The 26659-nt window shown below is 48.8% G+C and carries 24 protein-coding genes; 4 read left to right on the top strand and 20 right to left on the bottom strand.

Translation table 11 applies throughout. The features are described 5' to 3' along the window. Positions 1-125: 125 nt before the first annotated feature. The 5 genes from AC4GL5_RS01870 to leuC form a co-directional block, all read right to left on the bottom strand. Positions 126-3752 (bottom strand): motility hub landmark protein FimV, encoded by a 3627-nt coding sequence (locus AC4GL5_RS01870; RefSeq protein ID WP_490381085.1) that lies wholly within the window; start codon positions 3750-3752, stop codon positions 126-128. A 557-nt stretch (positions 3753-4309) separates the two neighbouring features. Continuing rightward, the gene (gene asd / locus AC4GL5_RS01865) at positions 4310-5425 is read right to left on the bottom strand and encodes an aspartate-semialdehyde dehydrogenase (RefSeq protein ID WP_490381084.1); all 1116 of its coding nucleotides are present in this window, start codon (positions 5423-5425) and stop codon (positions 4310-4312) included. A gap of 163 nt (positions 5426-5588) precedes the next feature. After that, positions 5589-6650 (bottom strand): 3-isopropylmalate dehydrogenase, encoded by a 1062-nt coding sequence (gene leuB, locus AC4GL5_RS01860; protein WP_490381083.1) that lies wholly within the window; start codon positions 6648-6650, stop codon positions 5589-5591. Between the two features lie 85 nt (positions 6651-6735). Continuing rightward, on the bottom strand, positions 6736-7380 hold the full coding sequence (gene leuD / locus AC4GL5_RS01855) for a 3-isopropylmalate dehydratase small subunit (protein WP_490381082.1): 645 nt from the start codon (positions 7378-7380) through the stop codon (positions 6736-6738). A 15-nt stretch (positions 7381-7395) separates the two neighbouring features. Next, positions 7396-8826: a 3-isopropylmalate dehydratase large subunit gene (leuC, locus tag AC4GL5_RS01850; protein WP_490381081.1), complete on the bottom strand. Its 1431-nt coding sequence runs from the start codon at positions 8824-8826 to the stop codon at positions 7396-7398. A gap of 269 nt (positions 8827-9095) precedes the next feature. Here leuC and AC4GL5_RS01845 point away from each other — a divergent pair, with 269 nt between their 5' ends. Next, entirely contained in the window at positions 9096-9968 is an 873-nt protein-coding gene (locus AC4GL5_RS01845; RefSeq protein WP_490381080.1) for a LysR family transcriptional regulator, read from the top strand. Positions 9969-10066: 98 nt separating this feature from the next. Here the strand turns inward: AC4GL5_RS01845 and AC4GL5_RS01840 are convergent, their stop codons facing one another. From AC4GL5_RS01840 to prmB, 6 genes are all read right to left on the bottom strand, one after another. After that, positions 10067-11908: a PHA/PHB synthase family protein gene (locus AC4GL5_RS01840; protein ID WP_490381079.1), complete on the bottom strand. Its 1842-nt coding sequence runs from the start codon at positions 11906-11908 to the stop codon at positions 10067-10069. Between the two features lie 122 nt (positions 11909-12030). Continuing rightward, positions 12031-12435 carry a phasin family protein gene (locus tag AC4GL5_RS01835; RefSeq protein ID WP_490381078.1) on the bottom strand — a complete coding sequence of 135 codons (405 nt, stop codon included), beginning with the start codon at positions 12433-12435 and terminating at the stop codon, positions 12031-12033. A 237-nt stretch (positions 12436-12672) separates the two neighbouring features. Continuing rightward, positions 12673-12915 (bottom strand): DUF6489 family protein, encoded by a 243-nt coding sequence (locus AC4GL5_RS01830; protein ID WP_086480549.1) that lies wholly within the window; start codon positions 12913-12915, stop codon positions 12673-12675. Positions 12916-13042: 127 nt separating this feature from the next. After that, positions 13043-14254, bottom strand: a complete 1212-nt coding sequence (locus AC4GL5_RS01825; RefSeq protein WP_490381077.1) for an MFS transporter — start codon at positions 14252-14254, stop codon at positions 13043-13045. A 189-nt stretch (positions 14255-14443) separates the two neighbouring features. Further along, positions 14444-15541: a chorismate synthase gene (gene aroC, locus AC4GL5_RS01820; protein WP_490381076.1), complete on the bottom strand. Its 1098-nt coding sequence runs from the start codon at positions 15539-15541 to the stop codon at positions 14444-14446. A gap of 138 nt (positions 15542-15679) precedes the next feature. Further along, a complete protein-coding gene (gene prmB / locus AC4GL5_RS01815; protein WP_490381075.1) occupies positions 15680-16606 on the bottom strand; it encodes a 50S ribosomal protein L3 N(5)-glutamine methyltransferase in 927 nt (308 codons plus the stop codon). Positions 16607-16771: 165 nt separating this feature from the next. Between prmB and AC4GL5_RS01810 the strand changes: the two genes are divergently transcribed. Beyond that, positions 16772-17386 (top strand): Smr/MutS family protein, encoded by a 615-nt coding sequence (locus AC4GL5_RS01810; RefSeq protein WP_490381074.1) that lies wholly within the window; start codon positions 16772-16774, stop codon positions 17384-17386. 109 nt (positions 17387-17495) lie between these two features. Here AC4GL5_RS01810 and AC4GL5_RS01805 read toward each other — a convergent pair whose 3' ends face one another. The 3 genes from AC4GL5_RS01805 to AC4GL5_RS01795 form a co-directional block, all read right to left on the bottom strand. Then, a complete protein-coding gene (locus AC4GL5_RS01805) occupies positions 17496-18431 on the bottom strand; it encodes a DUF4892 domain-containing protein (protein ID WP_490381073.1) in 936 nt (311 codons plus the stop codon). A gap of 148 nt (positions 18432-18579) precedes the next feature. Continuing rightward, on the bottom strand, positions 18580-19449 hold the full coding sequence (locus AC4GL5_RS01800) for an alpha/beta fold hydrolase (RefSeq protein ID WP_490381072.1): 870 nt from the start codon (positions 19447-19449) through the stop codon (positions 18580-18582). A 72-nt stretch (positions 19450-19521) separates the two neighbouring features. Then, positions 19522-20307 carry an alpha/beta fold hydrolase gene (locus AC4GL5_RS01795; protein WP_490381071.1) on the bottom strand — a complete coding sequence of 262 codons (786 nt, stop codon included), beginning with the start codon at positions 20305-20307 and terminating at the stop codon, positions 19522-19524. A gap of 247 nt (positions 20308-20554) precedes the next feature. On the opposite strand from AC4GL5_RS01795, the gene AC4GL5_RS01790 reads away from it, so the two are divergent. Both AC4GL5_RS01790 and AC4GL5_RS01785 read left to right on the top strand, forming a co-directional pair. Beyond that, complete coding sequence (locus AC4GL5_RS01790) at positions 20555-20689, top strand: hypothetical protein (RefSeq protein ID WP_490381070.1); 135 nt, start codon at positions 20555-20557, stop codon at positions 20687-20689. Continuing rightward, the gene (locus AC4GL5_RS01785; RefSeq protein WP_490381069.1) at positions 20689-21645 is read left to right on the top strand and encodes an AEC family transporter; all 957 of its coding nucleotides are present in this window, start codon (positions 20689-20691) and stop codon (positions 21643-21645) included. Before AC4GL5_RS01790 ends, AC4GL5_RS01785 begins: the two co-directional genes overlap by 1 nt. A 93-nt stretch (positions 21646-21738) precedes the next feature. Here the strand turns inward: AC4GL5_RS01785 and AC4GL5_RS01780 are convergent, their stop codons facing one another. From AC4GL5_RS01780 to AC4GL5_RS01755, 6 genes are all read right to left on the bottom strand, one after another. Further along, on the bottom strand, positions 21739-22638 hold the full coding sequence (locus AC4GL5_RS01780; protein ID WP_490381068.1) for an alpha/beta hydrolase: 900 nt from the start codon (positions 22636-22638) through the stop codon (positions 21739-21741). Positions 22639-22641: 3 nt separating this feature from the next. Beyond that, the gene (locus AC4GL5_RS01775) at positions 22642-23109 is read right to left on the bottom strand and encodes a SixA phosphatase family protein (RefSeq protein ID WP_490381067.1); all 468 of its coding nucleotides are present in this window, start codon (positions 23107-23109) and stop codon (positions 22642-22644) included. Between the two features lie 5 nt (positions 23110-23114). Next, a complete protein-coding gene (locus AC4GL5_RS01770) occupies positions 23115-23429 on the bottom strand; it encodes a DUF4389 domain-containing protein (RefSeq protein ID WP_490381066.1) in 315 nt (104 codons plus the stop codon). A gap of 39 nt (positions 23430-23468) precedes the next feature. Next, the gene (locus AC4GL5_RS01765) at positions 23469-24491 is read right to left on the bottom strand and encodes an NAD(P)H-dependent glycerol-3-phosphate dehydrogenase (RefSeq protein ID WP_490381065.1); all 1023 of its coding nucleotides are present in this window, start codon (positions 24489-24491) and stop codon (positions 23469-23471) included. 66 nt (positions 24492-24557) lie between these two features. Continuing rightward, positions 24558-25403, bottom strand: a complete 846-nt coding sequence (locus AC4GL5_RS01760) for a glucosaminidase domain-containing protein (RefSeq protein ID WP_490381064.1) — start codon at positions 25401-25403, stop codon at positions 24558-24560. A gap of 102 nt (positions 25404-25505) precedes the next feature. Then, positions 25506-26519, bottom strand: a complete 1014-nt coding sequence (locus AC4GL5_RS01755; RefSeq protein ID WP_490381063.1) for a D-alanyl-D-alanine carboxypeptidase family protein — start codon at positions 26517-26519, stop codon at positions 25506-25508. Between the last annotated feature and the right edge of the window lie 140 nt (positions 26520-26659).

Here is a 26659-nt window from a genome sequence, read left to right as displayed (position 1 = left end):
GAAGGCTTTCCAAAAACAAACAGAATATTCAACAAAAGCAGCCCATAAAGGGCTGACCAGAAACAGCAACGGGCCTGACCTAAGTCAGACCCGATCTGTTACATCATTAACAGAGATCCAGATAGTTATTCACTCTGAAGCTTGGTGATCAGCTCTCTGGCTTCATTTTTCTGATCCGCATTGCCACGGTTCAGAACATCTTCCAGCGCCTCAATGGCTGAGGTTGTATTCCCCATATCCACATAAGCACGGGCAAGATCCAGCTTAATTTCAGGATCTTCATTTTCATCCAGTAGACCATCGATATTGAGCTGATCATCATCAGAACTTTCATCGAATGAAATATCAGATAACTCACCCAAGTCTGCCAGATCATCATCTTCATCAATATTCGGCGACAGATCAACGATATCGTCGACATCCGCCAGATCCCGGCCAACCAGATCTTCCATGCCACTCAGCTCAAGAACATCATCGTCTTTACTGGCAGACATCGACAGGTCACCCAGATCCGCGATGTAATCCTGAGTATCAGAGCGCAAGGCTTCACGAGTATCATCAAAGTCATACTCTGATGGCTCATCCAGAGTAGACATCTGCACCAGATCGTCTGATTCCAGATCGGCCAAATCCGTTAGTTCGAAGTCATCCGTATCCAGTGGCTCCGGATCCCCCAAATCCAAAGGATCCAGATTGATCATAGGCTCACCGTCTTTGATATCATCACTCAGATCAAGATCGGTCAACTCAAAATCAACATCGTCCAAACTGGAGTCATCAGAAGCTTCTTCTCCCGCATAACGCTCAAAATCACGCTCCAGCGCATCCAGCTCACTGCTCAGATCAAGATCGTAGTCACTGCTATCAGCACCACTATCGGAGTCTTCTTCGGCATCAGTTGAAAGGACTTCAGAAACCGGCTCTTCAGCAATTTCACTACCCAACGCCTGAATATCATCCAAATCAGCCAGGTCATCTGAGTCCAACGAAGAGGATCCAACGTAATTACTGGCTCCTACTTTATTATAAAGCTCCTGCTGTAAAGCTAATGCATCGCTCAGCGCTTTTGCATCGCCCACTTCCTGTAGCTGACGCAGCTCATGATCAAAGGTTGCCTCGTCATCAAGATCAACCAATACCTCCATAAACTTCAGGCGAACATTGTTATCTTCAGGGTTTTCACCCAGCGTACGTTGCAGAATTGCAGCGGCCTGTTCCGGCTGACCTAATTCCCGATAGGACTGAGCTTCATCCAGAGTATTTAATATGTCTGAATCATCTTCAGAAGTATCAGAAGTACCGCCCGAAGACAGTGCAGACAAATCATCTGCGTAAGAAGCTTTCAAGTCAGAATCATCCGAATGATCGGCTAGGTTTGAATCGACCTCTCCCGTGAGCTCTGCCAACAAATCTTCATCGCTGAGCTCATCACCAGATGAGAACAAAGACTCATCATCATGAGATTTATCCGAACCTACATCCAGCAAGTTTAGATCACTCAGATCATCACCTTCAAGATCAACCAGTTCATCACCTTCAAGATCACTCAGATCATCGCCTTCAAGATCAACCAGTTCATCACTTTCAAAATCCGTCAGCTCATCACCTTCAAGATCAACCTGCTCGTAGTCACTGTATTCATTTTCTTTAACCGTATTATCTGGTTCAGAGATATCCCCGAGCTCCAGGTCACCCAGACCGTCAGATTCTGCACGTGTTTCAACAACCTGCGGAATTTCGAGTTCAACAGTATCCTGTTCAATGAGATTATCCTGAGCCGACTCACCTAAATCAGCATCCTTTGCTGAAACGGTGTTTGCTGTCAACTCAGCTTGTGCGAAAGGGACTTGAAAGTCCTCCCCATCGTCTGAATTATTTTCACCTAAGCTCTCATCAAGATCACCAAGATCAAAGTCTTCAGAAAAATCCAAATCATCGAGATCTAGATCACCATCCAAATCAAGATCTTCACTACCAGATGAAGTTGATACTTCATCATCAGTTAAATCGAAATCACCCAGATCTTCAACCTCAGCAGAGGCTTCAGTCAAAACATCGGACTCTCCCAAATCATCTAAACTCATCTCTTCAGTAGCAGATTCAGAAGCTCCATCCTCAAGGCTTAGATCATCCTCCAGATCACCGCTCAAATCATCATCAAGAGTTAAATCATCAGGCAGATCATCGTCAGACATTGCATCCAGTGATGCCATACCTGCGGCTCCGGCGGCAGCACCTGTAGCCAGGCCTGTCATATCAGAATCATCAGAATTGTTTTTCTTACCGCCTGCATCACCACCAGACTTACGACGGCGACGCATAATCATCAGCAGAAGAATCAGCGCCAGAATGGCGGCAGCGGCACCACCAATAATCGTGGCATTCTTACGCAGGGTATCAACCAGGAATGAGCCCGGATCCAGCTCCTGAGATTCCTGCTTATCAAGAGAGAAAGACTTAACCGGTTCAGGTTTAGATTCCGGTTGAACATCTTCCTGAGAACTATTACCGGAAGCCATCTCTGGCTTGGACGATGCTTCAGCCTCGGTATTTTGCTTTTCAGCTTGTGCAGCCAGATCAAGGCCGATGGCCCCAGAGCTCACCTGGCCAGTAACTGCGGCAGACGTCGTTGTGGCAGCAGGTGGCTGGGTTTCCTGATTCATGCCTGCGTCTGACTCATCAGATACGCTCTTACCGGCAAGCAACTGATTCTGCTTATCTAGCATCGCCTCCATCGCAGTCAGCTGCTCGTCTTTCAGGCGAAGTAGTTTTTGTAAGGTATCGACTTGTTTCTGGAGATCGTCCAGACGACTGGAAAGCTCTGCCTTCTCACGAACTGATTGATCAAGAGTCTCTTTGCTCAGAGCCAACTCTTCTTTTAAATCCGCCGCGGCAGATTCCCGATTAATATCCTCTTCAACCTTTGGAACCAGTTTAAAAGGCTTACTCTCAACCAACTCATTAGTAGACGCTTTCTGCTGCTTAGGAGCAGCAGGTAATGTTTGCGCCTTAAAAGCAACCCAAGCTTTATTTTGACGGGCGACTTCCGAGATAGCTTTATTAGCGCTGCGTTTAACCATCGCATTACGGCTTGGAATCAGGATGGTGCTACCTGCTTCCATGTTGTTGATATTACCCGTTGGGAATGCATCAGGGTTGGCATCCTGAATCGCCAGCATCGCCTGCTTAATAGAAACATTGGTGTCCGGACGGTTTTTACGGGCCAAACTCCATAAGGTATCAGTCGGGCCAACCTTAATTCGGCGAGCCCCTTCTTCCACAAGGTTACCTGCAGCTGGAGCAGCTAGTGGCTGAGAGGTTGGAGTAGCCTGGGCATACTGCTGCGTCAGAGTGTTATTATAGGTTGGCGGGTCAAGCAGGAAGGTATACTCCCGCATCAACTGCCCCTGAGGCCATTCAACCTCAAGCAGAAAGTTCAGAAAAGGCTCTTTTACCGACTGGGAACTGCTCAACTCAATATAGGGACCATTTTCACCAGAAAGAACGCTGAACTTCAGGTTCTGCAGGAAAAACTGACGATCCAAACCAGCCTTGGCAAAAGCACGCTCATCCGCAAGTTGTACGCGGATATCTGATGCATCGACATCTTTAGTCTGTGCCAGTTGAATCGTAGCCTTAAACGGCTGATTCAGTGAAGAAAGTAACTCGGCTTCTCCGAGCCCCAAAGCAAACGCCAGTGGACTGCTTAACATGCCCACCGTCGCAAGAGTACCCGCCAGCTTGCGCACCATATTTCTGATTCCTTAACACTTTGCACTGACCTGAACGGCAGCACGACAAACTAAGATCGGCAAACCCTAGTCTTAACTGTCCCAGTTGATATTGGATATGTGTAACTTTTATCAATTATTCAACAAATTGTACACATCACCAAAGAACCATTCAGGTTTTTTATTAGTTTAGGTCGTTATTTTTTCTCAGCTTTTTTTGGATCGAAACACTGAAGTAATACCCAAAAGCTAATGACCTGCTTTTATGCAAAGCAAAAAGCAAGCCAAAGTAAAAACACTTTTTTGGCTAACCATTTAAATTGATGAGATGAAATCTTTATCGGCAAGCGCTCAGTATATCTGAACCTGAGACGAAGAAATTAAAAAAAGCCTGCAGTTTAGGTCTATTTTCTCAAGAGAGATCTAAAAAGATGAACTTAATAAATTACAAAAGGTAATGGCTTGCCGCAGAAACGGAAGAAGCCTGCCGAGAGGCAGGCTTCTTTGCGAAGTCAAAGCAACAGGACTTAACCCGTCGACTACTTCTCCAGCACTCCGACAGAAGTATGCGTCAGCGCTTAGTCATTCAACAGAATCGTCAGCATACGACGCAGAGGCTCTGCAGCACCCCACAGCAGCTGATCACCCACGCTGAACGCGTTGAGGTATTCATTACCGATGTTCATCTTACGCAGACGACCAACCGGTACACTCAGAGTGCCGGTTACTTTCGCAGGGGTCAGTTCCTGAGCCGTGATATCACGTTCGTTAGGAATGACTTTAACCCAGTCGTTCGCTTCGGCAATCATGGACTCGATCTCGTCCATCGGCACATCACGCTTCAGCTTGATGGTGAATGCCTGACTGTGGCAACGCATCGCACCGATACGGACACAGGTACCGTCGATCGGGATCGGGTTCTTATCCAGACCCAGAATCTTGTTGGTCTCAGCAACCGCTTTCCACTCTTCACGGCTCTGGCCGTTATCCAGCTTGCTGTCGATCCATGGAATCAGAGAGCCTGCCAGTGGCGCGCCGAAGTTATCCAGCGGCATCTGATCGCTGCGAATGGTTTCCGCAACTTTACGGTCGATATCCAGAATAGCCGCTGCAGACGCGATATCGTCAGCAACGGAACCGTGGATAATACCCATCTGAGAGATCAGCTCTTTCATATGACGGGCACCGCCACCGGAAGCAGCCTGATAGGTCATGGAGGTCATCCACTCCACCAGATCGTTCTGGAACAGTCCGCCCAGTCCCATCAGCATCAGGGAAACCGTACAGTTACCGCCAACAAAGGTTTTAACACCGTTCGCCAGGCCGTCTTTGATCACGTTCATGTTGACCGGATCCAGAACAATGATGGCATCATCATCCATACGCAGCGAAGAGGCCGCGTCGATCCAGTAACCGTTCCAGCCGCTTTCACGCAGTTTCGGATAAACGGCTTTCGTGTAATCACCACCCTGACAGGTGATGATAATATCCATGGCCTTCAGCTCGTCGATATCGGTAGCGTCTTTCAGAGCAGGGGCTTCTTTACCGAAGTTCGGTGCCGCCTGACCTGCCTGAGAGGTTGTGAAGAAAATAGGTTCGATCTGGGCGAAGTCACCTTCATCCTGCATGCGCTGCATCAGCACAGAACCTACCATTCCGCGCCAGCCAACAAGACCTACACGTTTTTGAGCCATATTGTCACCTATTGGTCTATGGAGTATTTCCGCCCCCCGCCTATCTTAAAGACAAAGGTCGGTTAAGGGATAAACGACAGGGTTTTAGCGGGCAAACTTGTGGTCTGCCCGATTGCAGCCTGTCACTGCTTATTCTTCAGTGAATCAGGTTTTACAGCGCTTATTAAAGCGCTGCAACAACCGCTTCTCCCATCTCTTCAGTGCTGACCAGTTTGCAGCCTTCCGACATGATATCGCCGGTACGCAGCCCCTGATCCAGCACCGCTTCTACCGCTTTCTCGATACGGTCAGCCGCTGCTGTTTCATTCAGCGAGTAACGCAGCATCATAGCAACAGACAGGATGGTCGCCAGTGGGTTCGCTTTGCCCTGACCTGCGATATCCGGCGCAGAACCGTGGCACGGCTCGTACATACCTTTACCGTTCTCATCCAGAGAAGCAGACGGCAGCATACCGATAGAACCGGTCAGCATCGCAGCAGCATCCGACAGAATGTCACCGAACATGTTGCCGGTTACCATCACATCAAACTGCTTAGGTGCACGCACCAGCTGCATCGCTGCGTTATCCACCAGCATGTGAGACAGCTCAACGTCCGGGTATTCTTTCGCCAGATCGTCCATCACCTCTTTCCACAGTACGGTTACTTCCAGTACATTGGACTTATCGATGGAACACAGACGCTTGCCGCGCTTCTGAGCGGCTTCAAACGCCTGACGGCCGATACGACGGATCTCAGACTCAGAGTAAACGTAGGTGTTGTAACCTTCACGCTCACCGTTTTCCAGAGTACGGATACCACGAGGCTGACCAAAGTAGATTCCACCGGTCAGTTCGCGCACGATCAGGATATCCAGACCAGAAACCACTTCAGGCTTCAGAGTAGAGGCTTCGGCCAGCTGCGGGTACAGAATCGCAGGACGCAGGTTAGCAAACAGCTCCAACTGAGAACGAATACCCAGCAGACCTTTCTCAGGACGCTGCTCCATCGGGTTGCCATCCCACTTAGGACCACCTACCGCACCCAACAGAATCGCATCAGCAGCACGTGCTTTAGTCAGCGTTTCTTCCGGCAGAGGATTACCGGTTGCATCAACAGCAGAACCACCAATCAGAGCGGTATCGATTTCGATATCCAGATTCAGCGCACCCAGCACTTTAACCGCTTCGGTTACAATCTCAGGACCAATACCGTCACCCGGCAGTACTAATACATTTTTTGTCATTTTCTTTTTTCCTGAGGCAGGCTGAGCACCTGCCCTTATCTTCTAAAGAATCAGTTTTCTCAGCTGAGTATATCAGGCTCTGCAATTAGGCTTCACGAAACAGCCATGGCTGAGTAGCCTTGTGCTTCGTCTCAAACGCTTTGATTGCATCAGATTTTTCCAGCGTCAGGCCGATATCATCCAAACCGTTGATCAGGCAGTGACGGCGGAAGTCATCCACATAAAACGGGATAGTACGACCCGCAGAGGTGCGAATCTCTTTCGCTTCCAGATCCACCGTCAGACGGTAACCTTCTTCGTCGGCAGCCTCTTTAAACAGACTGTCTACGGTCGCATCATCCAGCACAATCGGCAGAATGCCATTCTTAAAGCAGTTGTTATAGAAGATATCGGCAAAGCTTGGCGCGATCACACAGCGAAAGCCGTAATCCAGCAACGCCCAAGGCGCGTGCTCACGGGACGAACCGCAACCAAAGTTCTTACGGGCCAAAAGTACCGAAGCACCTTCGTAACGGGGCTGATTCAGAACAAAGTCCGGGTTCTTCGGACGCTGACTGCAATCCTGATCCGGCTTGCCTTCATCCAGATAACGCAGTTCATCAAACAGGTTTGGCCCAAAGCCGGAACGCTTGATCGACTTCAGAAACTGCTTCGGGATAATCATGTCGGTGTCGACATTGGCGCGGTCCATTGGAGCAACCAAGCCATCTAATTGAGTAAACTTTTCCATGGGTGCCTCCGGTAATCAGTTAGCTTGCAGAACGTCACGAACATCAACAAAGTGACCGGCAACCGCTGCGGCTGCGGCCATGCCCGGACTCACCAGATGGGTACGACCACCAAAGCCCTGTCGACCTTCAAAGTTGCGGTTCGAGGTAGAAGCACAATGCTCACCGGCACCCAGTTTGTCGGCATTCATCGCCAGACACATGGAACAACCCGGCTCACGCCATTCAAAACCGGCTTCGATAAAGATCTTATCCAGACCTTCTTTTTCTGCCTGCTGCTTCACCAGACCAGAACCCGGAACAACCAGCGCCTGTTTAACGTTAGCCGCGACTTTTTTGCCCTTGGCAACGGCAGCCGCTTCACGCAGATCTTCGATACGGGAGTTGGTGCAGGAACCGATAAAGACGCGATCCAGCTTGATATCCGTAATCGCCTGACCGGCATTCAGTCCCATGTACTCAAGCGCACGGATATAGGCTTTCTGCTGGTTTTCATCAGACTGATCTGCCGGACTCGGCACAACAGCAGAAACAGGAACGACCATCTCAGGGGAGTTACCCCATGTCACCTGCGGCTCAATATCCGCTGCATTCAGCTCAACCACATGATCAAAAACAGCGTCAGCATCAGAGTGCAGATCACTCCAGGCTTCAACGGCCTGATCCCACTGCGCTTCTGTCGGTGCAAAAGGACGACCTTTAACATAATCAATCGTGGTCTGATCCACAGCCACCAGACCCACACGGGCACCGGCTTCAATCGCCATGTTACAGATGGTCATACGACCTTCCATCGACAGATTACGGATCGCTTCACCGCCAAATTCGATGGCACAGCCGTTACCGCCTGCCGTACCGATCTTACCGATCACCGCCAGTACGATATCTTTACCGGTTACACCGGGAGCCAGTGTGCCATCCACTTTAACCAGCATGTTTTTCATTTTGCGCTGAATCAGGCACTGGGTTGCCAGTACGTGTTCAACTTCAGAGGTACCAATACCGTGTGCCAGCGCACCAAAAGCACCGTGGGTTGCCGTGTGGGAATCACCGCACACCAGCGTCATACCCGGCAGAGTCGCACCCTGCTCAGGGCCAACCACGTGTACAATACCCTGACGGATATCGTTGATCTTAAATTCGGTGATACCGAAGTCATCGCAGTTATCATCCAGAGTAACAACCTGAATTTTTGATACCGGATCCTCAATACCAGCATTACCCTCTTTACGCTCTTTCAGAGTGGTCGGTACGTTGTGGTCCGGCGTTGCAAGGTTAGTATCCAGGCGCCACGGCTTACGACCCGCCAGACGCAGACCTTCAAACGCCTGCGGCGAGGTTACTTCGTGCAACAACTGACGGTCGATATAGATTAATGAAGTACCGTCATCACGCTCTTCAACCAAGTGGTTATCCCACAACTTGTCGTACAGGGTTTTGCCTGCCATCCGCCTAACTCCTCATGCATCTTTTTTTATTCAGCCCGAGTATTTCAATCGATTTATCCGGAAGTGCAGTTTTAAAGCGGCAATCCGTTTTCTTTTTTCGGGAGATTTAAGTCAGTTTATAAGCGCTGCAGTGATAAAACAAATTCATATTTTTTATCTATTGAATTCCTATTGGTTATACTTAGCTAAACCACTCACCAAAAAGATCGGGTTGCTGGCCGCTTGTAACCGGACACCCGCAAGACCAAAAAAACAAGAAGAGACAGCCCATGGACACTCAATCACTGCACGCCTTTATTACCGTCGCCGAAACCGGCTCCTTCTCACGGGCGGCTGAGCTGCTGCACCTGACACAACCCGCCATCTCCAAACGGATCGCCAATCTGGAACAGCAGCTGAATTGCAGGCTCTTTGACCGTATCGGTCGGCAGACACACCTGACGGAAGCCGGGCAGGCATTAATGCCCAGGGCACAGAACGTATTGATTGAGCTGGAGGATACCCGAAGATTACTGAACAATCTGAATGGTGAGGTGACCGGCTCTCTGGTGCTGGCCACCAGTCACCATATCGGACTGCACCGGCTCCCCCCTGTGCTGAAAGCCTTCACCCATCAGCACCCGCAGGTGAAACTGGATATGCGCTTTCTGGATTCGGAACAGGCTTACGAAGGCATACTGCAGGGCAAACTGGAACTGGCGGTGGTCACGTTGTCCCCCCAAACCAACAGCAGCCTGAAAGTGGTACCGGTCTGGACAGACCATCTGAAACTGGTGGTATCAAAAGACCACCCACTCAATCAACACGATACAGTCAGGCTTCAGGATCTGACTCTCTTCGATGCCGTTTTACCAGGATTTCAGACCTTTACCCGTGGCATTGTTGAAAGTGCCTTTGCGAGAGAAAATCTGACCTTAAATGTGGCACTATCCACCAACTACATGGAGACCCTGAAGATGATGGTGTCTATCGGACTTGGCTGGAGCCTTCTGCCAGACACTCTGATTGACGAAACTATGCAGGTGATCCCACTACCCGATGTCGATATTACCCGCCCGTTAGGCTATCTCTACCACAAAGAGCGCACCCTCTCTAACGCAGGCCAGAAGATGATAAGGCTACTAAACTCAACGTCACAGTAAAAGCAGCATCATGCCAGATAGGGTTTGTAGGACGCGGTATAGAAAAAAAGCCGACACTTGTCGAGCAAGGTCGGCTTTATTTATTGACAGCTGATCTTTTATTGACCCGCTGCTGCCTCTGCTTTCAGAACATCAACAATTCTGGTCGTGGCGTAAGTACCCGGAGCCGCTTCAATCACTTTCAGCTTACCGGCACCCGGTTCACGGGCTGCAACCATTGTTTTAGGGTCAGCGTACTTGTTCGACGTGCTCCATTCCTGCCAGTCGGGCCACCAGGAACCCGGATGCTTCTCAGCTCCGGCAAACCATGCATCAGGTGTATCGGCCAGCTTATCGTTCGTCCAGAAACCGTATTTCTCTTTGGTTGGCGGATTAACGATACCAGCAATATGGCCGGAACCTGCCAGTACAAACTTAACCGGTCCGGAATGCACCTGAGCACCTTTGTAGGTCGAGGTCCACTTGGCGATATGGTCCTGAATGGTGGATACGAAATACACCGGTGTTTTGATCTTGCTCAGATCAATAGGTGTCTCATTCAGGGTAATGCCACCCGGCTTGATCAGGTTATTTTCCAGATACATATTACGCAGGTAGAACTTGTGCATCGCCGCCGGCATGTTGGTGCTGTCCGTGTTCCAATACAGCAGGTCAAATGCTGCCGGACGCTCACCTTTCAGGTAGTTGTTGATAAAGAATGACCAAAACAGGTCATTTTCACGCAACAGGTTAAAGCTGAAAGACATCGCACGGCCATCCAGATAGCCATCACGATCCAGCTGACGCTCAATACCCGCCAGCGTGGCTTCATTGATAAAGACACCAATTTCACCGGGATCGGTAAAGTCCTGCAGGGTCGCCATATAGGTTGCAGACTTCACCCGCTTATCGTTCTTCGCCGCCATATAGGCCAGCGTAGATGCGGTCAGGGTACCACCGATGCAATAAGAGATGATGTTAACCTCTTTCTCACCGATTGCCTGCTCAATCGCATCAATCGCATCCAGTGGACCTTCCAGCATGTAGTTTTCAAAACCTTTATCACGCAGAGAAGGACCGGGATTCACCCAGGAAACAATAAATACGGTGTGCCCCTGATCAACCAGCCACTTCACCAGTGAATTACTGGAGCGCAGATCAAGAATGTAATACTTGTTGATCCAGGGTGGAACGATCAGCAGCGGCGTCTTAAAGACTTTTTCAGTGGTCGGCTTGTACTGGATCAGCTGCATCAGGTCATTCTGGTAAACAACCTCGCCCGGGGTGCTGGCAACATTTTCACCGGGTTTAAACGCAGTACGATCTGTCATAGCGACATTCAGACCATCACGACTGGCTTTAAGATCTTCAACCAGCTGCTCCATACCCTGAATCAGGTTGCGACCTTTGGTTTCAAAGGTACGACGCAGAACTTCAGGGTTAGTGGCCACGAAGTTACTCGGGCTCATAGCATTCACAAACTGACGCGTATGGAAGTCAATGGTCTGGTGAGCATGGGGACTCAGGCCTTCAATATTGTGCACAATATTAAAGATACTGCGGGCAAACAGCAGGTAGGACTGCTTGATAAAATCAAATAGTGCGTTTTCAACCCACTCGCCATCATTAAAGCGACGATCATCCTTCGCCGGCTCAACAACAGGTTCAACCGTCTCCCCCATCATCTGGCGAGCAGCATTTTGCCAAAGCTGAATCTGACTTTTCCACAGATTCATCTGCTCCTCATAAACAACCATCGGGTTTACAGCGAGTTGCTCAGACATCTTCTGAAAAGATTCTGAAACATCAAAGAAGATAGAGAGGGATGGATCACTCATGCCCTGGCGGGACATCAGTTGTTCGATAAGTTTCTGGTATTGGCTGTTGGCGTTGGTAATAAAATCCGCCAACTCAGCGGGATCGTAGATGTAATCCGTTGAATCTGTGCTCTGTTCACTCATGAGCATACCTCACTTGGTCTGAAATAGACCGGGTCATCCCTGGTGTCTTTCGACAAGCATGTAATCGGAAGGGAGGAGAAAAAGAAGGCCGCTAACGCGGCCCTCTTGAAACATTCAGCAGATTAAGCTGAAGCAGAGCTACGGCCTTTTGCCGCTGGCTTAGCTTCTGCAGCAGGCGCTGCAGCTGCCGTTGCTGAAGTACGGGACTCTTCAACAATCTTTTCAACTTCCTGCTTAAATTCCATGGTCATATCGGCCATGCTCTTCGCATCTTCCAGAACTTTCTTGCTCAGAGTGCTCATCAGTTCAGCCTGAGAAGCAGTGAAATCACGTACAGACTCAGCGTCTTTGATTTCAGTCGCATTTTTCAGTTGGTTTACGCCCATTTTGCTGTATGACTTCAGAGCTTCAATCTGAAAGTCAGTCATTTTTTCCATGTTCTCAACCATCAGCGCATTCATTTTACGCATAGGTGCATACATGTTTTTAGTTTGCTCAGTAAAAGCGTTCATGATTTTATCTTGCATGGTGGATTCCTTTTTTGGATTATCGACTTGATCAATTCTATGGTTTGCCAGGTGTCAATATGATTACACTCAAGAGGCATTCATATTGCACAGCACAAACGAAAAGACGATGTGCATGGCGTTAATGAACTCAGCGTTCTTCAATCTGCCAGTGCGTCCGGCACTATAAAAAGCAGATATTCTCCCTGTCGCTTCCCTATCTCTATTAGAACATTCCATTTTGCTTTGAAGCGTATTTTATTTTTGCTGGGTGTAACTGTTGAGCATTTGCATCATCATTTTTTGATATGTCTCAACAGAATCAAACCCCTGACTAATAAAAGGCTTCATCAGAGCTAAAGGCTCGTAACCTTCAACGCCCTCTTCCATCTGTTGACGAATTTTCGCCATCAGATCTTCCTGAAACTTTTGCACATCCGGAAGGCCCATCGCCTTACGAAATTCTTCGGGTGTCATATCGACTTCGATGTTCACCTTCATGGCAATCTCCTTTCCCCAGAGCAGGGCGTTATCGGACTAATGTAACGTGCAGTATCACTATGTTGCAACTGCACAAAGAAAGTGTTTGCGACCTAAAATGACGTTTTAGTCATAACCTTAAAAATATTTACAATTGAGACCGACACCAATAACGACGGTACTTCCAAAGGGAAAACAGCATTAAAGCAGCGCCAAAACCTGCCGCGAATGCGGCCAGCAGATAACTCCACTGCGGGCCAAGATCAACCCAGAGCAAACCACTACCCCAAGCACCTAAGGCACCTCCAACACCAAACCCCAGAGAACTGTATACGGCTTGCCCCTGTGCAGCCGTTTTTCCGGAAAAAAAACGTTGAACCAGAGCAATAGAAGCTGCGTGAAAACTTCCAAAAGACGCAGCATGCAACAGCTGTGATACCAAAAGTAACATGAGCTGTTCAGCAAAAAATCCGACCATACACCAGCGAGCCGCTGCCAGAACCAGACTAACGGTTAAAAGTAGTTGAGGGCTAAAGCTTCTCAATAACAAATGCATTATGGCAAAGAGTAAAACTTCAGCCATTACACCTAATGACCATAGCAATCCAATAAGACTACGGCTATAGCCAATCGCCTCCATATAGATTGAGAAAAAGGTGTAATAGGGGCCATGAGATATCTGCATCAGAATGACTGCCAGCAAAAAAATAAGAATGGGTGGCTGCTTCAGCCGTTGCCAAAATCCTATCTCAGGCTGTAGATCCGTTAGTTCACCCGCATTAGATTGTCCGGCATTGTCTACTTCAGTATTCCAGAAACGACTAACAGGTATCCACCAGGAACTGAACGCCATCATCAGCATGATGAAAAACATACAGACCGGAAGCCAGTGGACCTCAACCCAATCCAACAGCCAACCTAAGCCAGCTACAGCCACGATAAAACCGACAGAACCCCAAAGCCGGATCTGACTGTACCGCTCTTCATGCCCCTTTATCGCTTTAAGTGTAATCACTTCATATTGCGGTAAGATGGCATTCCAGAAGAAACTGTACAGCATCATAGCAATGGCCATGCTCCAAAAACCCTGCTGTAGATAAATTGTCAGGAAAAAGAGAGGTGTCAGCATAGCGCCGAGTCGCATCACGGAAACATGAGCATCATTTCGGTCAGCTAAATAGCTCCAGATATTCGGTGCTATCAGCTTGGTAGCGATAAATACCGCCATTAGCGCCCCAATCTGCTCCGCATCAAAACCCAACGATTGCAGATAAAGTCCCCAATAGGGATTCGTTACTCCCAGTACCGCAAAGTAGAAAAAATAGACCGAGGATAACGACCAGTAAATCAAACCTTTCATACCCGACAGGCCTTTTGATTCTTAACATCAAAATCAGTTTTCAAGGCTCTTCCTCATTCACAATTCTGAGTAGCAGTCTGGAGTCCAGACAAACAGTAAAGTCTGCTGCAAAAACAAAAATGCCCCGACTCAAAAGCCAAGGCATCTTCTGCCGATCCGTTAAGCCGTCAGCTAACACACCGGATGATATTATACTTGAGCTGGAACCACCGGTGTTGGCATCTCAACATCACCACATTGAGCGCGATGGCGCAGGTAATGATCCATCAGAGTAATCGCCATCATAGCTTCCGCAATCGGTGTCGCACGGATGCCCACACAAGGGTCGTGACGGCCTTTGGTCACCACTTCAACTGGCTCACCTTTAACATTGATACTCTTACCCGGCAGATGCAGGCTGGAGGTCGGCTTAAGGGCGATATGCGCCACAATATCCTGACCAGACGAAATACCGCCCAAAATACCTCCGGCACTATTGGACAGAAACCCCTCGGGTGTTATCTCATCACGGTGCTCAGTACCTTTCTGCTCGACAGAATCAAAACCCGCACCGATCTCAATGCCTTTAACTGCATTGATACTCATCAGCGCATGAGCCAGCTCCGCATCCAGACGATCAAAAATCGGCTCGCCCAGACCCGGTGGCACGTGAGAGGCTACAACCGTCACTTTAGCCCCCACGGACTCACCCTCTTTACGCAGGGCATCCATGTAGTTTTCCATCTCGGTGATCTTATCGGCATCCGGGCAGAAGAAAGGATTCGTATTCACCAGATCCCAGTCAACTTTTTCCACTTTGATCGGGCCCAGTTGAGACAGGTAACCACGGATCTCGATACCCAGACGCTCCTTCAGATATTTCTTGGCGATCGCACCGGCAGCAACCCGCATCGCAGTTTCACGGGCAGAGGAACGGCCTCCACCACGATAATCGCGAAAGCCGTATTTCTGGTTGTAGGTGTAATCCGCATGGGCCGGGCGATACTGCTGCGCGATATTGGAATAATCCTTGGAACGCTGATCGGTATTTTCAATCATCAGACCGATAGCTGTGCCGGTAGTCTTTCCTTCAAAGACACCGGACAGAATTTTCACCTGGTCCGGTTCACGACGCTGAGTCGTATGACGGGATGTACCGGGCTTACGACGATCCAGATCCAGCTGAAGATCTTCCTCGGTAATCTCAAGTCCCGGGGGACAACCATCAATAATGGCACCCAAAGCCGGGCCATGGCTCTCGCCGAAGGTTGTCAGGGTGAACAGTTTTCCAAAGCTATTGCCAGACATGACACTCTCTCTTGCATTGCCCCTAGGGGCATCATTTATTCTTTAAAATTGAGTCCTGAACGTTTGAAATCACGAAACGCCGTCGCAAAAAGCATGAGCCACAGAGCCCTAGGATTTATTCAGGGGGAACCGATCAACTCAGGCGAAGTGACCAGCAAACTCTTTGAGCTGCTCAGCGGTCAACATAAAGACGCCCTGACCACCCATCTCAAACTCCAGCCAGAGGAAAGGCACTTCCGGGAAGGCCTCCTGCAGTGCAAATTCACTATTGCCGACCTCACAAATCAGCACACCATTATCAGATAAGTAACGCGGTGCATCGCGTAGAATACGACGAGTTATATCCAAACCATCAGCCCCTGAACCCAACCCCAGAGCAGGTTCATGCTGATATTCATCTGCCATAGCACTGAGATCGTCTTCATCCACATACGGCGGATTGGATACGATCAGATCATAGCTGGCGTCTTCCGGCAGATCATCAAGCAAATCAGACTGATAAACCGTCACCTGATCCGACAAATCATGGCGCTCAACATTACTGCGGGCGACACACAGCGCTTCTTCAGAAATATCAGCCAGATCCACACGGGCATAAGGGAAAGCATAAGCCGTCGCGATACCAATACAGCCACTGCCGGTACAAAGGTCCAGTACACGGGTCAGCTCTTCAGTCAGCCAAGGCTCAAAGTGATTCTGGATTAGCTCACCAATGGGAGAACGAGGCACAAGTACCCGGTGATCCACATTAAACGGTAGACCTGCAAACCAGGCTTCACCCAGGAGGTAAGCCAAAGGCACACGATCCAGACAGCGCTTCTCAACATGACTCAGGATCACGATCGCTTCATCATGGGTAACGCGGGCATCCAGCATCGCAGGATCAAAGTTCCACGGTAAATGAAGACTCCCCAGCACCAGATGAACCGCTTCATCCCAAGCATTGTCGGTACCGTGGCCAAAATACACTTTGTGATGATTAAACTGAGAAAAGGTCCAGCGGATATAATCTTTGATGGTAAAGAGTTGCTGAGCAACTTCAGTTAGCGCTTTTGTCTGTGGCACGAGTTTTCTCCAATCATCAGCCTTAACCACACGTTCTGATAGCAAGTTTAACCCAGCAACTGGCTGCTATAAACCAAACTCCTCTTTCAGAAGAGAAAAAGATCTTCACTTGCCAGAATAAGTTCATCTGGTATCGTTGCCCGACCACGAATACCGGGCAAGACAATGAGTAAAACCTTCCAGCCAGATAATCCTCCTAGTAAAACCAGCGCTTTTGACGACAGCTTTGATGACAATCTCGATGATATGGACCTGTTTCGTTCGGCCATGAGCGGTGTAAAAAAGATCAAAAGCGACAAGGTCATTCTGAAAACGCCAAAGAAAAAAGATATCAACGCAGCTGTTAAGCGAGCTGCTGCAACAGCGGCTGAAGACAAGTTTGTCGTGGACAATCTTTCTGAGGGGAATATTCCGGATAAAAAGCCAAGCGATATTCTGAGTTTTAAAGTACCGGATCTGCCACTTCGAACCTTTCAGGAACTGAAAAAAGGGGAAATCAGCTGGCAGGAAGGTTTGGATCTGCACGGGCAGGTTGTTGAAGAAGCCCGAGCCGAGCTGTACTCATTTATTCAGGATTGCCGGGCGAGACGCTTCCGTAGTGTAATCGTAGTACACGGTAAGTCCTGGACCGAAGGTAGTGGCCGCGCTGAGCTGAAATCCTACGTCAACGTTTGGCTTCGCCAGATGCCCGAAGTGATCGCCTTTCATTCCTGCTTACCGGTCGATGGTGGAACTGGTGCAGTTTATGTACTGCTTAAAACAAAAGAGTGGGGAACCTGATCGCCCCCGGCCTCATCTGCTCTAAACACAAAAAGGCAGATCTACGGACCTGCCTTTTTGTGTCTAACGTACTCACAAGCAGCCCCAATCAGGGCTGACCAGAAGAGGGTTATTTCTTAACCACTAACTCAATTCGGCCACCATAGGCAACCGAGTCTTTAGTGGGTGCCAGAGCGCCCAACCCTTTCAGCTCAAGTTTATCTACGGACAGTCCGAACTCTTCAAGAGAGCGCTGTAGTCTTGCTGCAGCTTGCTGAGAACGTTGTTGTAAAATTTCATCACTCTGCTTGCCATAATGGTGAGCCACAAGCCAAAAGCGCTTATCACTGCGTTCCAACTGAACCGCTAACTGCTGCAACTGCCCAAAAACGCCCTCTTCAAACGATCCATCAGCAGACACAGGTAAACGCACCCAACCCGTCTCAATCAGATGCTCATAGAGAGAACGCTTTACTCCCTTAGTGGCCACAGGAGCCGCCTTAACCTGGTAATGCATGACATAAACGTAAATACGGCCAGTTCCACGCTCTGTAATGTAAACTGAGACATAATCCGCCTGCCCATTCAGCTCTCTTCTGGCAGCAACATAATGCTGCTCGCGGTCTTCGCCATAAAGGGTTGAAATCTTAAAGACACTGTTAGCCCAATCGTTGCTGCTGCCGCATTCCCGGCTGCTACATTGAAAGAGAATCTCACTGCCTGACTGCTGCAACTGAACCTGATAATGCGCCAGAATTTCATCGGTATCCCGGGTTGAACGGATCCGATACAGAGTCTGGTTGAGCGTACCGGATGGCAAACTCAGCCAACTCTCAGGAAAGGCCTCACCACCTTTATTCTGAATTCGACCCGTTGCAAACAGATGCTGATCCAACGGCTGACTTTTCTCCATCTCTGTTTCCGCCAGAGGAAACGGCTGAAGCCCTTCAGCAGCAAAAGCCGGAACAGCGAACAAAAACATCAACGCAGCAATCAGTAACTGCCAATGGAAACGGTTTGCTCCCGGCTCAGAGCAAAAATAACGTTGTAGAGTAGATAGGTTCACGATGATCCTCTCTGTTGTGCAACAAGTCCATGGCGGCCCATTCGAACCAAAAGAGTAATAAAAACCGCTTAAAGACTAGACTACAGATTCGGTAAATAATTCTGACATGCGGTATCTTTGTTTGATACCTCTCAAATGAAAATTCAGATCAGGCATTCCCCCAGAATGCAATCAGGCTTTCTGCAACGATTGTTGCGGTATCCGGCTCCAGATGCAGATGATGATTACCCGGCAGCACAATCTGTTCAATATCGGCTACGTGTTCTTTACGTAATCGGGTATTTTCTCTGTTCACAAGAAAGCCATGATTACCAATAATCAAGTGTGTGGGCGCTTTAATCGCTTCACAGAAACTGTAGATCTGCTCTTCGGTCAAACGCACCGGAGAAGGAATTCTCAGCCGTGCATCTGAACGCCAACGCCAGCCATCCTCATCCTGCCGGGTCCCCCGAGAAGCCAAAGGCAGCGCAGCCTGATAACTGATATCACCAACCCCGCGCATCCGGGCTTCTGCGGCGTCTTCAACAGAAGCATAACAGGGTGGGGTTTTATAAGTCTGTAGCTTGTAGCGCCCGACCGCCTGAGTCAGTTGTTGAGGTGATTCTTCCGCAGGTGTTGATAGCGGCCCCAAACCTTCAATCAGAGCAACCCGGCCAACCCGATCCGGCATGGCACCAGCCATCAGAGTAGCAACACCAGCTCCCATTGAGTGTCCTAACAGGTCGACTTCCTCCCATCCCTGGGCATCCATTAACAAAGCCATATCAATCACATTGTCCCAGATATGATAATAGGAGCCCTTTGGGCGATGACCGGAGTGACCATGTCCTACCAAATCGATCGCCCAGATATCAAGATCACAGGCTTCAGCCAGTAAGGGCGCTACACGACAGAAACTCTGACAATTATCCAACCAACCATGCATAGCAAGAACGGGCTTATGATGGCCTTTACCCCAACGCAAACCAGAAAGAGAGGTGTAATCAAGATCGATCTGAAAGGGTATAGGTTCCTGCATGGCCAGCGCCTCGGTCCGGTGATAAAAAAATAACTCTGACCAGATAGAGTCCGGCCAATATTTCAGCGCAGGTTATTGATCCTGCATCCGTTTAATCATGGCCCGAATCTCATCGGCTGTCGAATCCGGGTGTTCGAGGGGGAAAAGATGCCCACCATCCACAGACATCCAGTTGAAACCTGAACGGCGAATCCCCCTGAGGCCATCCTTAGGGATCACTGAGGCATTCTCACTGGTCAGAACAGAAACCGGCACCTTCATCTTTCGTCCGGAGCCCCAAAGATTATCAGCAATACCGCAGAAGATATTGTATTCCACTTCCGGCTCGAAACTCAGAACCCGTTGACCGGCTTCCTGACGTGTTCCGGAACTGACGTAATCCGTCAGGCAGCGCTCATCAAAATTTCGGAACAATGCCCGTGACTGAAGATAACTGACCACAGCCTCTTCATCGGGCCAACTCTTTTTTCGGTACCGGCTTTGACGGGCAGGCGTCACTCGATCAATGCGTCCTGTTCGTTTGGCGACTTTCAGCAGCCAAGGGCGAAGACCTGATATATAAAGCGGCGGGTCAAGCAAGACCAACCCTTTAAAATAAGCGGGAGCCTTTAGTGCAGCCCTATACAGCAGAACGCCCCCCAAGGAATGCCCGACACCCCAGACCGGCTCATCAGCTGTACTGATCATGGCTAACTGCTCATCAACCAAGGCATCCCAATTGTTCGATACCGGCCAACGGGGGTCATGACCAATATGAGAAATACCCTGTACATCAAAATGATCGGCCAACTTATCAAACAGCACCCGATAGCTACCCATAGGAAAACCATTAGCGTGGGCAAAATGTAGGATCGACATGGCTATTAAAAACTCCAGAGCAAACGTACGTTTTATTTTTCTTGTTAGCCACATGATGCACAAGGAGAAGCGAATTTTGAACTGTTAAATAATTAATCGGCTTGCAGGAAGACAAGGGGCGCAGTAAAGTCTTGCTCCCTATCAAACAGGCCGCTTGTGGCAATATTCTGACCTCTGGTGTTTATGGTGATGGTATCGGAATCATTCGGGAAAAAGGCCTGCCACTAAGAAAAAACAGGAGCTAATAATGAGCCTAGATCCGGATAAGTCCAAACGCCCCAGCCGCTCCCCTGAGGTAAAAAAAAGACGTAATCTGAGTTTCTTTATCACAGTGCTGGCCGCAATTGCCTTTGCCGCCTGGCAAATCAGTCAGTCAAGCTGATGGATGCCTTTCTAAACTCACTCAGTGCAACGCTTCAAATCACAGCACCGGTTTTTATCATCGTATTTCTGGGTGTTCTGTTTAAGCATTGGCGATGGCTGGACGACAACTTCGTCAAAATCGCTTCAACTCTGGTTTTTCGAGTTACATTGCCAACACTGGTTTTTCTGAATATCAGTAAAACCAACCTACGGGAAAGCCTTGATCCCGGCGTTTTACTGTACGCATCGGCCGTTACTCTGATTGGCTTCTTTTTTCTCATCTGGGCCGCTCGTGTTCTGGTATCAGTGCCTGCAGACAGAGGCGTCTTTATTCAGGGAAGCTTCCGGGGTAATCAGGGTATTATCGGCATGGCTCTGGTAGCCAACCAGTTTGGTGAGGCGGGTTTACCTATGGCATCACTGCTTCTGGGCTGCCTGATTATTATCTACAATATTCTGTCGGTAATCGCCCTCAGCACCTCTCAACCGGAACGGGCAGGCATGGGCTGGAAGCCGGTCTTTATGGATATTGTTAAAAACCCTCTGATCCTTTCGGTGGTCCTGGCCCTGCCTTTCTCTTATTTCCAATGGACGCTGCCCCCGTTAGTGTTAAAGACAGGAACGTACTTCTCCGGTATGACACTACCTCTGGCACTGCTATGTATTGGCGCATCTCTAAGCCTTAAAGCATTAAGAGCATCATCTCTGGCTTCCTGGGGAGCAACGGCAATGAAGCTTGCGATTCTCCCGATTCTTATGACCTGGGGAGCCTGGTATCTGGGCTGGACAGGCCAAACCCTGGGCATTCTGTTCCTTTATTTTGCCAGTCCGACCGCTGCCGGAAGCTTCGTAATGGCTAAAGCGATGGGGGCTAACGGTCCGCTGGCAGCCAATATTGTTGCCCTGACAACGGTAGGCTCAACGTTAAGCGTTACATTCGGCGTCTTCCTTCTGCACTGGCTACAGTTGGTCTAAATCCGACCAAAAAACAAAAAGGCGCTGACAAATTAATGTCAGCGCCTTTTTGTATCTTAGGTCAAAAGCCCTCTGAAATGGCGTTATCAAAACCTAAACAGGTTCACCCGAGACATGCTGTTGCAAAAAATCACCCAGCTCACGCAAAGCTTCATCCGCCTGTGGAAGATAGCGATGCAGCAACTGCCAAACATGAGGCATCTGACTCCATTTACTAATCTTTGCCTGAGTACCCGAACGAGCCAAACGCTCTGCCAGGCGGATCCCATCATCCAGCAACAGCTCCTGACGGCTAACCTGTACAAGGCAGGGCGGCAAGTCAGACAGGTCACCGAACAAAGGAGAGATTCCCGCATCAGCCAGAGAATGATTGCCGGCATAAACATGGGCAAAACTCTGCATCTGCGCTTTATTAAGGATAAGATCTGTCGCTGTATTCGTATCAAGACTCGGAGTTGAACAGGTCAGATCAACCCAAGGGGAGAGAAAGACACTGGCCGCAGGAAGCGGGTGCCCGTCCCGTTTTAATCGTTGCATTAATGCCAATGCCAAACCACCTCCGGCAGAATCTCCGGCAAAAGCGATCTGGGCAGGTGTTACACCAATATCCAGTAGCCATTGATAAGCTGCCCGAGCATCGTTCAGGCCTGCAGGGTATGGCCCCTCAGGTGCCAAACGGTATTCCACGATCAAAACCCGGGCATTTGCGCGGCGTGCAATCTGAGCAGCTAACTCACGGTGAGTATCGATAGAGCCCAGCACATAACCACCGCCATGAAGATAGACGATATAACGTCGCGGGGTATCATAGTCCCAATAAACCAGTTCTGACTTTACACCATTGGTATTTTGCTCACTGATAATAAGACCATGCGGGCGACTGGGACGGAGCATTGCCGCTTCCAGTTGATCACGCATCAGGCGGCAGTACTGATTCAACCCCTGACGATGCCAGAAATCAAAGCTCTGCCGAAAGGGTTCAAAACTGATCACAGATCACTCCAGGTCAGCGGCATGTATTACCGCCTCCAGTTTGGCCAAACCCGAAGCCCATACGTCAGCTTCAAGAAGGGTTACGGATGCTGTCGCCATGGGATAAAACCCCGCCTCATGGCCATCCAGTAATAAGCTGATAATACGACTCACCAGAGGCTGATGCGTTACCAGCAACACAGTTGAATCACTTTCCTGTTGGTTTAACCACTCAATCACCCGCAAAGGATCATCGTCCGGTGTAATAATCGGTAGTTCATGACAGGCTTTTAAATCGGTATTGCGCTGGATTTCTGCGCATGTCTGACGGGCACGCACATAGGGACTGACATACGCTGTCGCAGCACTCAACTGAGCGGCGATGGAACAGGCAACCTTTCGCACATCGGCAACACCCTGATCTGTCAGACAACGATCAAAATCTCGGGCAGCTGAAGCAGCCTCACCATGCCGAAACAACACCAGACGCATTTGTTCTAGTCCTCATCCGGTGACTGATACGGGTCCTTATCCGCAGCGTCACCCTCCGGCCAAGGAGAAAATGGGAATGGCTTTTCTTCGCGGTTATAGGTCAGGTAGCGATAGACCTGATAGGCGTAGCTGGCAAAAGCCGCACCAGTCTGCTGTAAGAAAAGGTTCTTCTCTCCGGTAATCGCGATAAAAATCACCTGGATCAAAATAGATAACCCTACCAGTAATTCTGCAATCTGGTAGGCCACCACAAAAAACAGCATAAAAATAATACGCAACCAGAAAGCTTCAGTGGCAAAACCTTTTTTCTTCTCACTCATCGTTTCTATTCCTTCAGGCGACCTCAATTATCAAGGTACTCAGTTTCTGGGCAAGACAAACTCAACATCAGTACTCTGCTCACCCGTCATTAAACCACGAATAACTTTCTCAACAGGCATATGATTAAAAAGAACTTCGTACAGACCGCATGCAAGGGGCATATAAACCTGCATCTCGACAGCCTTATTACGCACCAAACGAATTGTATTCACACCTTCAGCAACCTGTCCCAATTCTGCAACAGCATCATCCAGCGTTTTCCCCTGCCCCAGCGCATAGCCCACTCTGAAGTTACGACTTAGGGGTGACATGCAGGTGACAATCAGATCACCAACACCGGCCAGCCCTAAGAAAGTCATCGGGTTAGCCCCCATGCTCACCGCAAAACGACTCATCTCAGCAAGACTGCGGGTAATCAGCATACTCTTGGTGTTTTCACCCACCCCCAACGCAGAAGCCATACCAGCTGCAATTGCATAAATATTTTTCAATGCCCCGCCAAGCTCAACACCGAACAGATCATTACTGGCATATACCCGGAAATATTGGCAACCAAGGACCTGTTGAATGGTTTCACGGGTAAGCTGATCTTCACTGGCAACAACCGTTGCTGTCATCTGTTTTTGAGCAATCTCTTTGGCCAGATTTGGCCCACTCAGTACACCAATATGCTGACTGGGAGTATGGGTCTTAAGAATCTCAGACATCAGAAGAAAACCGTCTTCCTGAATACCTTTGGCCGTACTGATCATAATCTGATCCGGACGAAGCTTATCAGCGACCTGGTCAACCACAGAAGCAAACGCTTTGCTGGGGATAGCCACAAAAATAATGTCAGCACCGGCTACCGCTTCGACAACATCAGTTGTTGCCCGTACATTGGCATTGATCTCATAATCCGGCAAATAACGGGTATTACAGCGCTTGGTATTAATGTCATGTGCCAAAGCCTCATCCCGCAACCACTGAGTGACCGGGTACTGATTATCTGCGGCAATACTGGCGATGGCGGTTCCGAAGCTTCCGCCGCCTAAAACGGTTACGGCCTGTTTGTTAGTCATAAACTCTCTTAATTAATAGTCAACAGGTCTCAGGCAGAATCTGAGTTAAAAAGCATTTTACCGGAGTTATTCAACAGATGTCTGTTCAATTAAGTCACTGTTGACCTGAACCATCTCTTTAAGCTCACGAACATAAGCTTGCCCACGCTGTGAATAGCGAGTTAGATGGTCCGCAAGATACAGAGCCTGATCAGCCCCTTCTAACTCAGGCCTCGCAGCCCTGGCTTGTCGAAAATCATCATAAGCCCAGAACGAGTTCAGGTTTTTCAGATACGCACGAATACTCAGTTGAGGCGACTTAAAAACAGCAACTTCATGGTACTGCCCCTTTGGGCGCTCATTAGGTACCAAGCCACAACCACGACTAAAACACCACTGACCAAACAGATTATTACCCTCTCGGGCAAAACGTGAACGCCCCCATGCCGATTCATTAGCCGCCTGCACCAATACCAATTCAGCCGGAACAGGACTAACGCGAACAAGGAGTTCATCAATAAGAGCATTCAACTCATCCGGGTCTGTAAACAGTTTCTCATTCTCATCATCTGCCAGCTTATATTCCGCCAGAAGATCCAGAAGCTCATCTTTCTGATCTTGGGTTAGTCGCTTGAGATCTAACCCCTTCAACCAGGCTCTCTGCTTACCAATAAAGTCATTCTCCAGCGTCACCATGGGTTTCAGCAAAGCGAAAAAATCACGCTTCTTTTGCTCAATATCGGGGGTATCAACCAATTGATTTAATCCCAAGTCCAGTGTTCTAGGAGACTCAGGGTAACCTCCGGTACTCGACCTGAACTTATTTTCAGCAGGAATCACTTCCATCAAAAAAAGCAAAGGTAAAGACAGCATCATCAGAAGTGATATACAAAGAAAAGGTACCAGTTCTTTTCGTTCAGCAGTTAGGGGCATAAATAGAAGTCCAAAATAAAAGATGGATTCGACACAACAAAAAATGCACAGCCATTAGCTGTGCATTTTAGGATAAAACTTGAAGAAAGTTATGGCAGATATTCAGACAACCTGAATATGCCAAGGCTCATAACGTACACCAAATTTATTGTCGTCAGTGTATCGCAGGGTCAAAAAACCAAGATCCTGTAATTTCTTATAGACATCAGTTTCAGCAAAATCTTCAGTGAAATTCCGGTACCCAAAACCCACTTTACCCACATCAAAATCACCCACAGCATGATATGAGTATCCGGGAGGCGCCAAAGAACGGGATGCCTTGGACATATTACCATCTGCCTGGGCCACTTTAGACAGAAAGAGGTACATCTGCTTAACCGTACCGCGGATACCTGACGTCAGAACGATATCATCACCAACGCCTTTTTTCAGCTTGTCATAAAAAGCGAGGGATTTACCTTTAAACAGGAAGTGACCAGTCTTAGGTACCTTCAGCAAATCCTTTGAGGGTATGCGCTGAGTGAGGCCCGACATAACTTTCTCACCATAAAAACCATAAGTATGAGCATCGGCAAAGAAGAGTTTCTCCAGGTAGTCCAGCTCAACTTTTGAGAACTCACCAATCTGAGAAAAGTTTCGGCCATATTTAACCATCTGATCAAAACTGATCAGATTAAAGTTGCCATGACCAACGGTACGCTGCACCCGAGACATACGAGCCAGAGTCTGTTTAACCAGCTTGAACTCTTCCGGAGATATAAAGTAATCATCGTCAAAGACACCTTCGAAGTAGCGGATCTTCTTCATGTACTCTTTGACATGGGGATCCGCTTTAGCTGCCTCAAGATCAGACTGAAGATCAGCAACCTTATTCTCAAGCCTGCTGGGAGCAGAAACCTCATGAAAATCAGCCGCAGCAGCGTGCTCCTCAACAATATCCGCCAGCTTCTGCGGAACGTCCGGCAACACAGAAACAGCGCTATCCTCAGCTACAGGTGAAACAGCAGCAAGGCCTGAGGATCCTTTACTTTGCAACAACTGACGCATAACGGAGCCGCTGCCCAAGGCAACAAAACCGCTGACTGACAATGCTTTCAAAATGCTTCTACGATCCACAGCTACCGTCCAGTGTTTGATCCGTACTCAAGAGTCTAAAGCTTAAACTCTATCCTTTTTTCTGACAAGCCAACCTATCCTACTAAAGCGCAGTTCAATCAGGCAAGCATAAGTCATCATTGCTTAACCAGTTGATAACA

Source organism: Oceanospirillum sp. (assembly GCF_982874595.1).
This window is presented reverse-complemented; position numbering and strand designations above follow the sequence as displayed.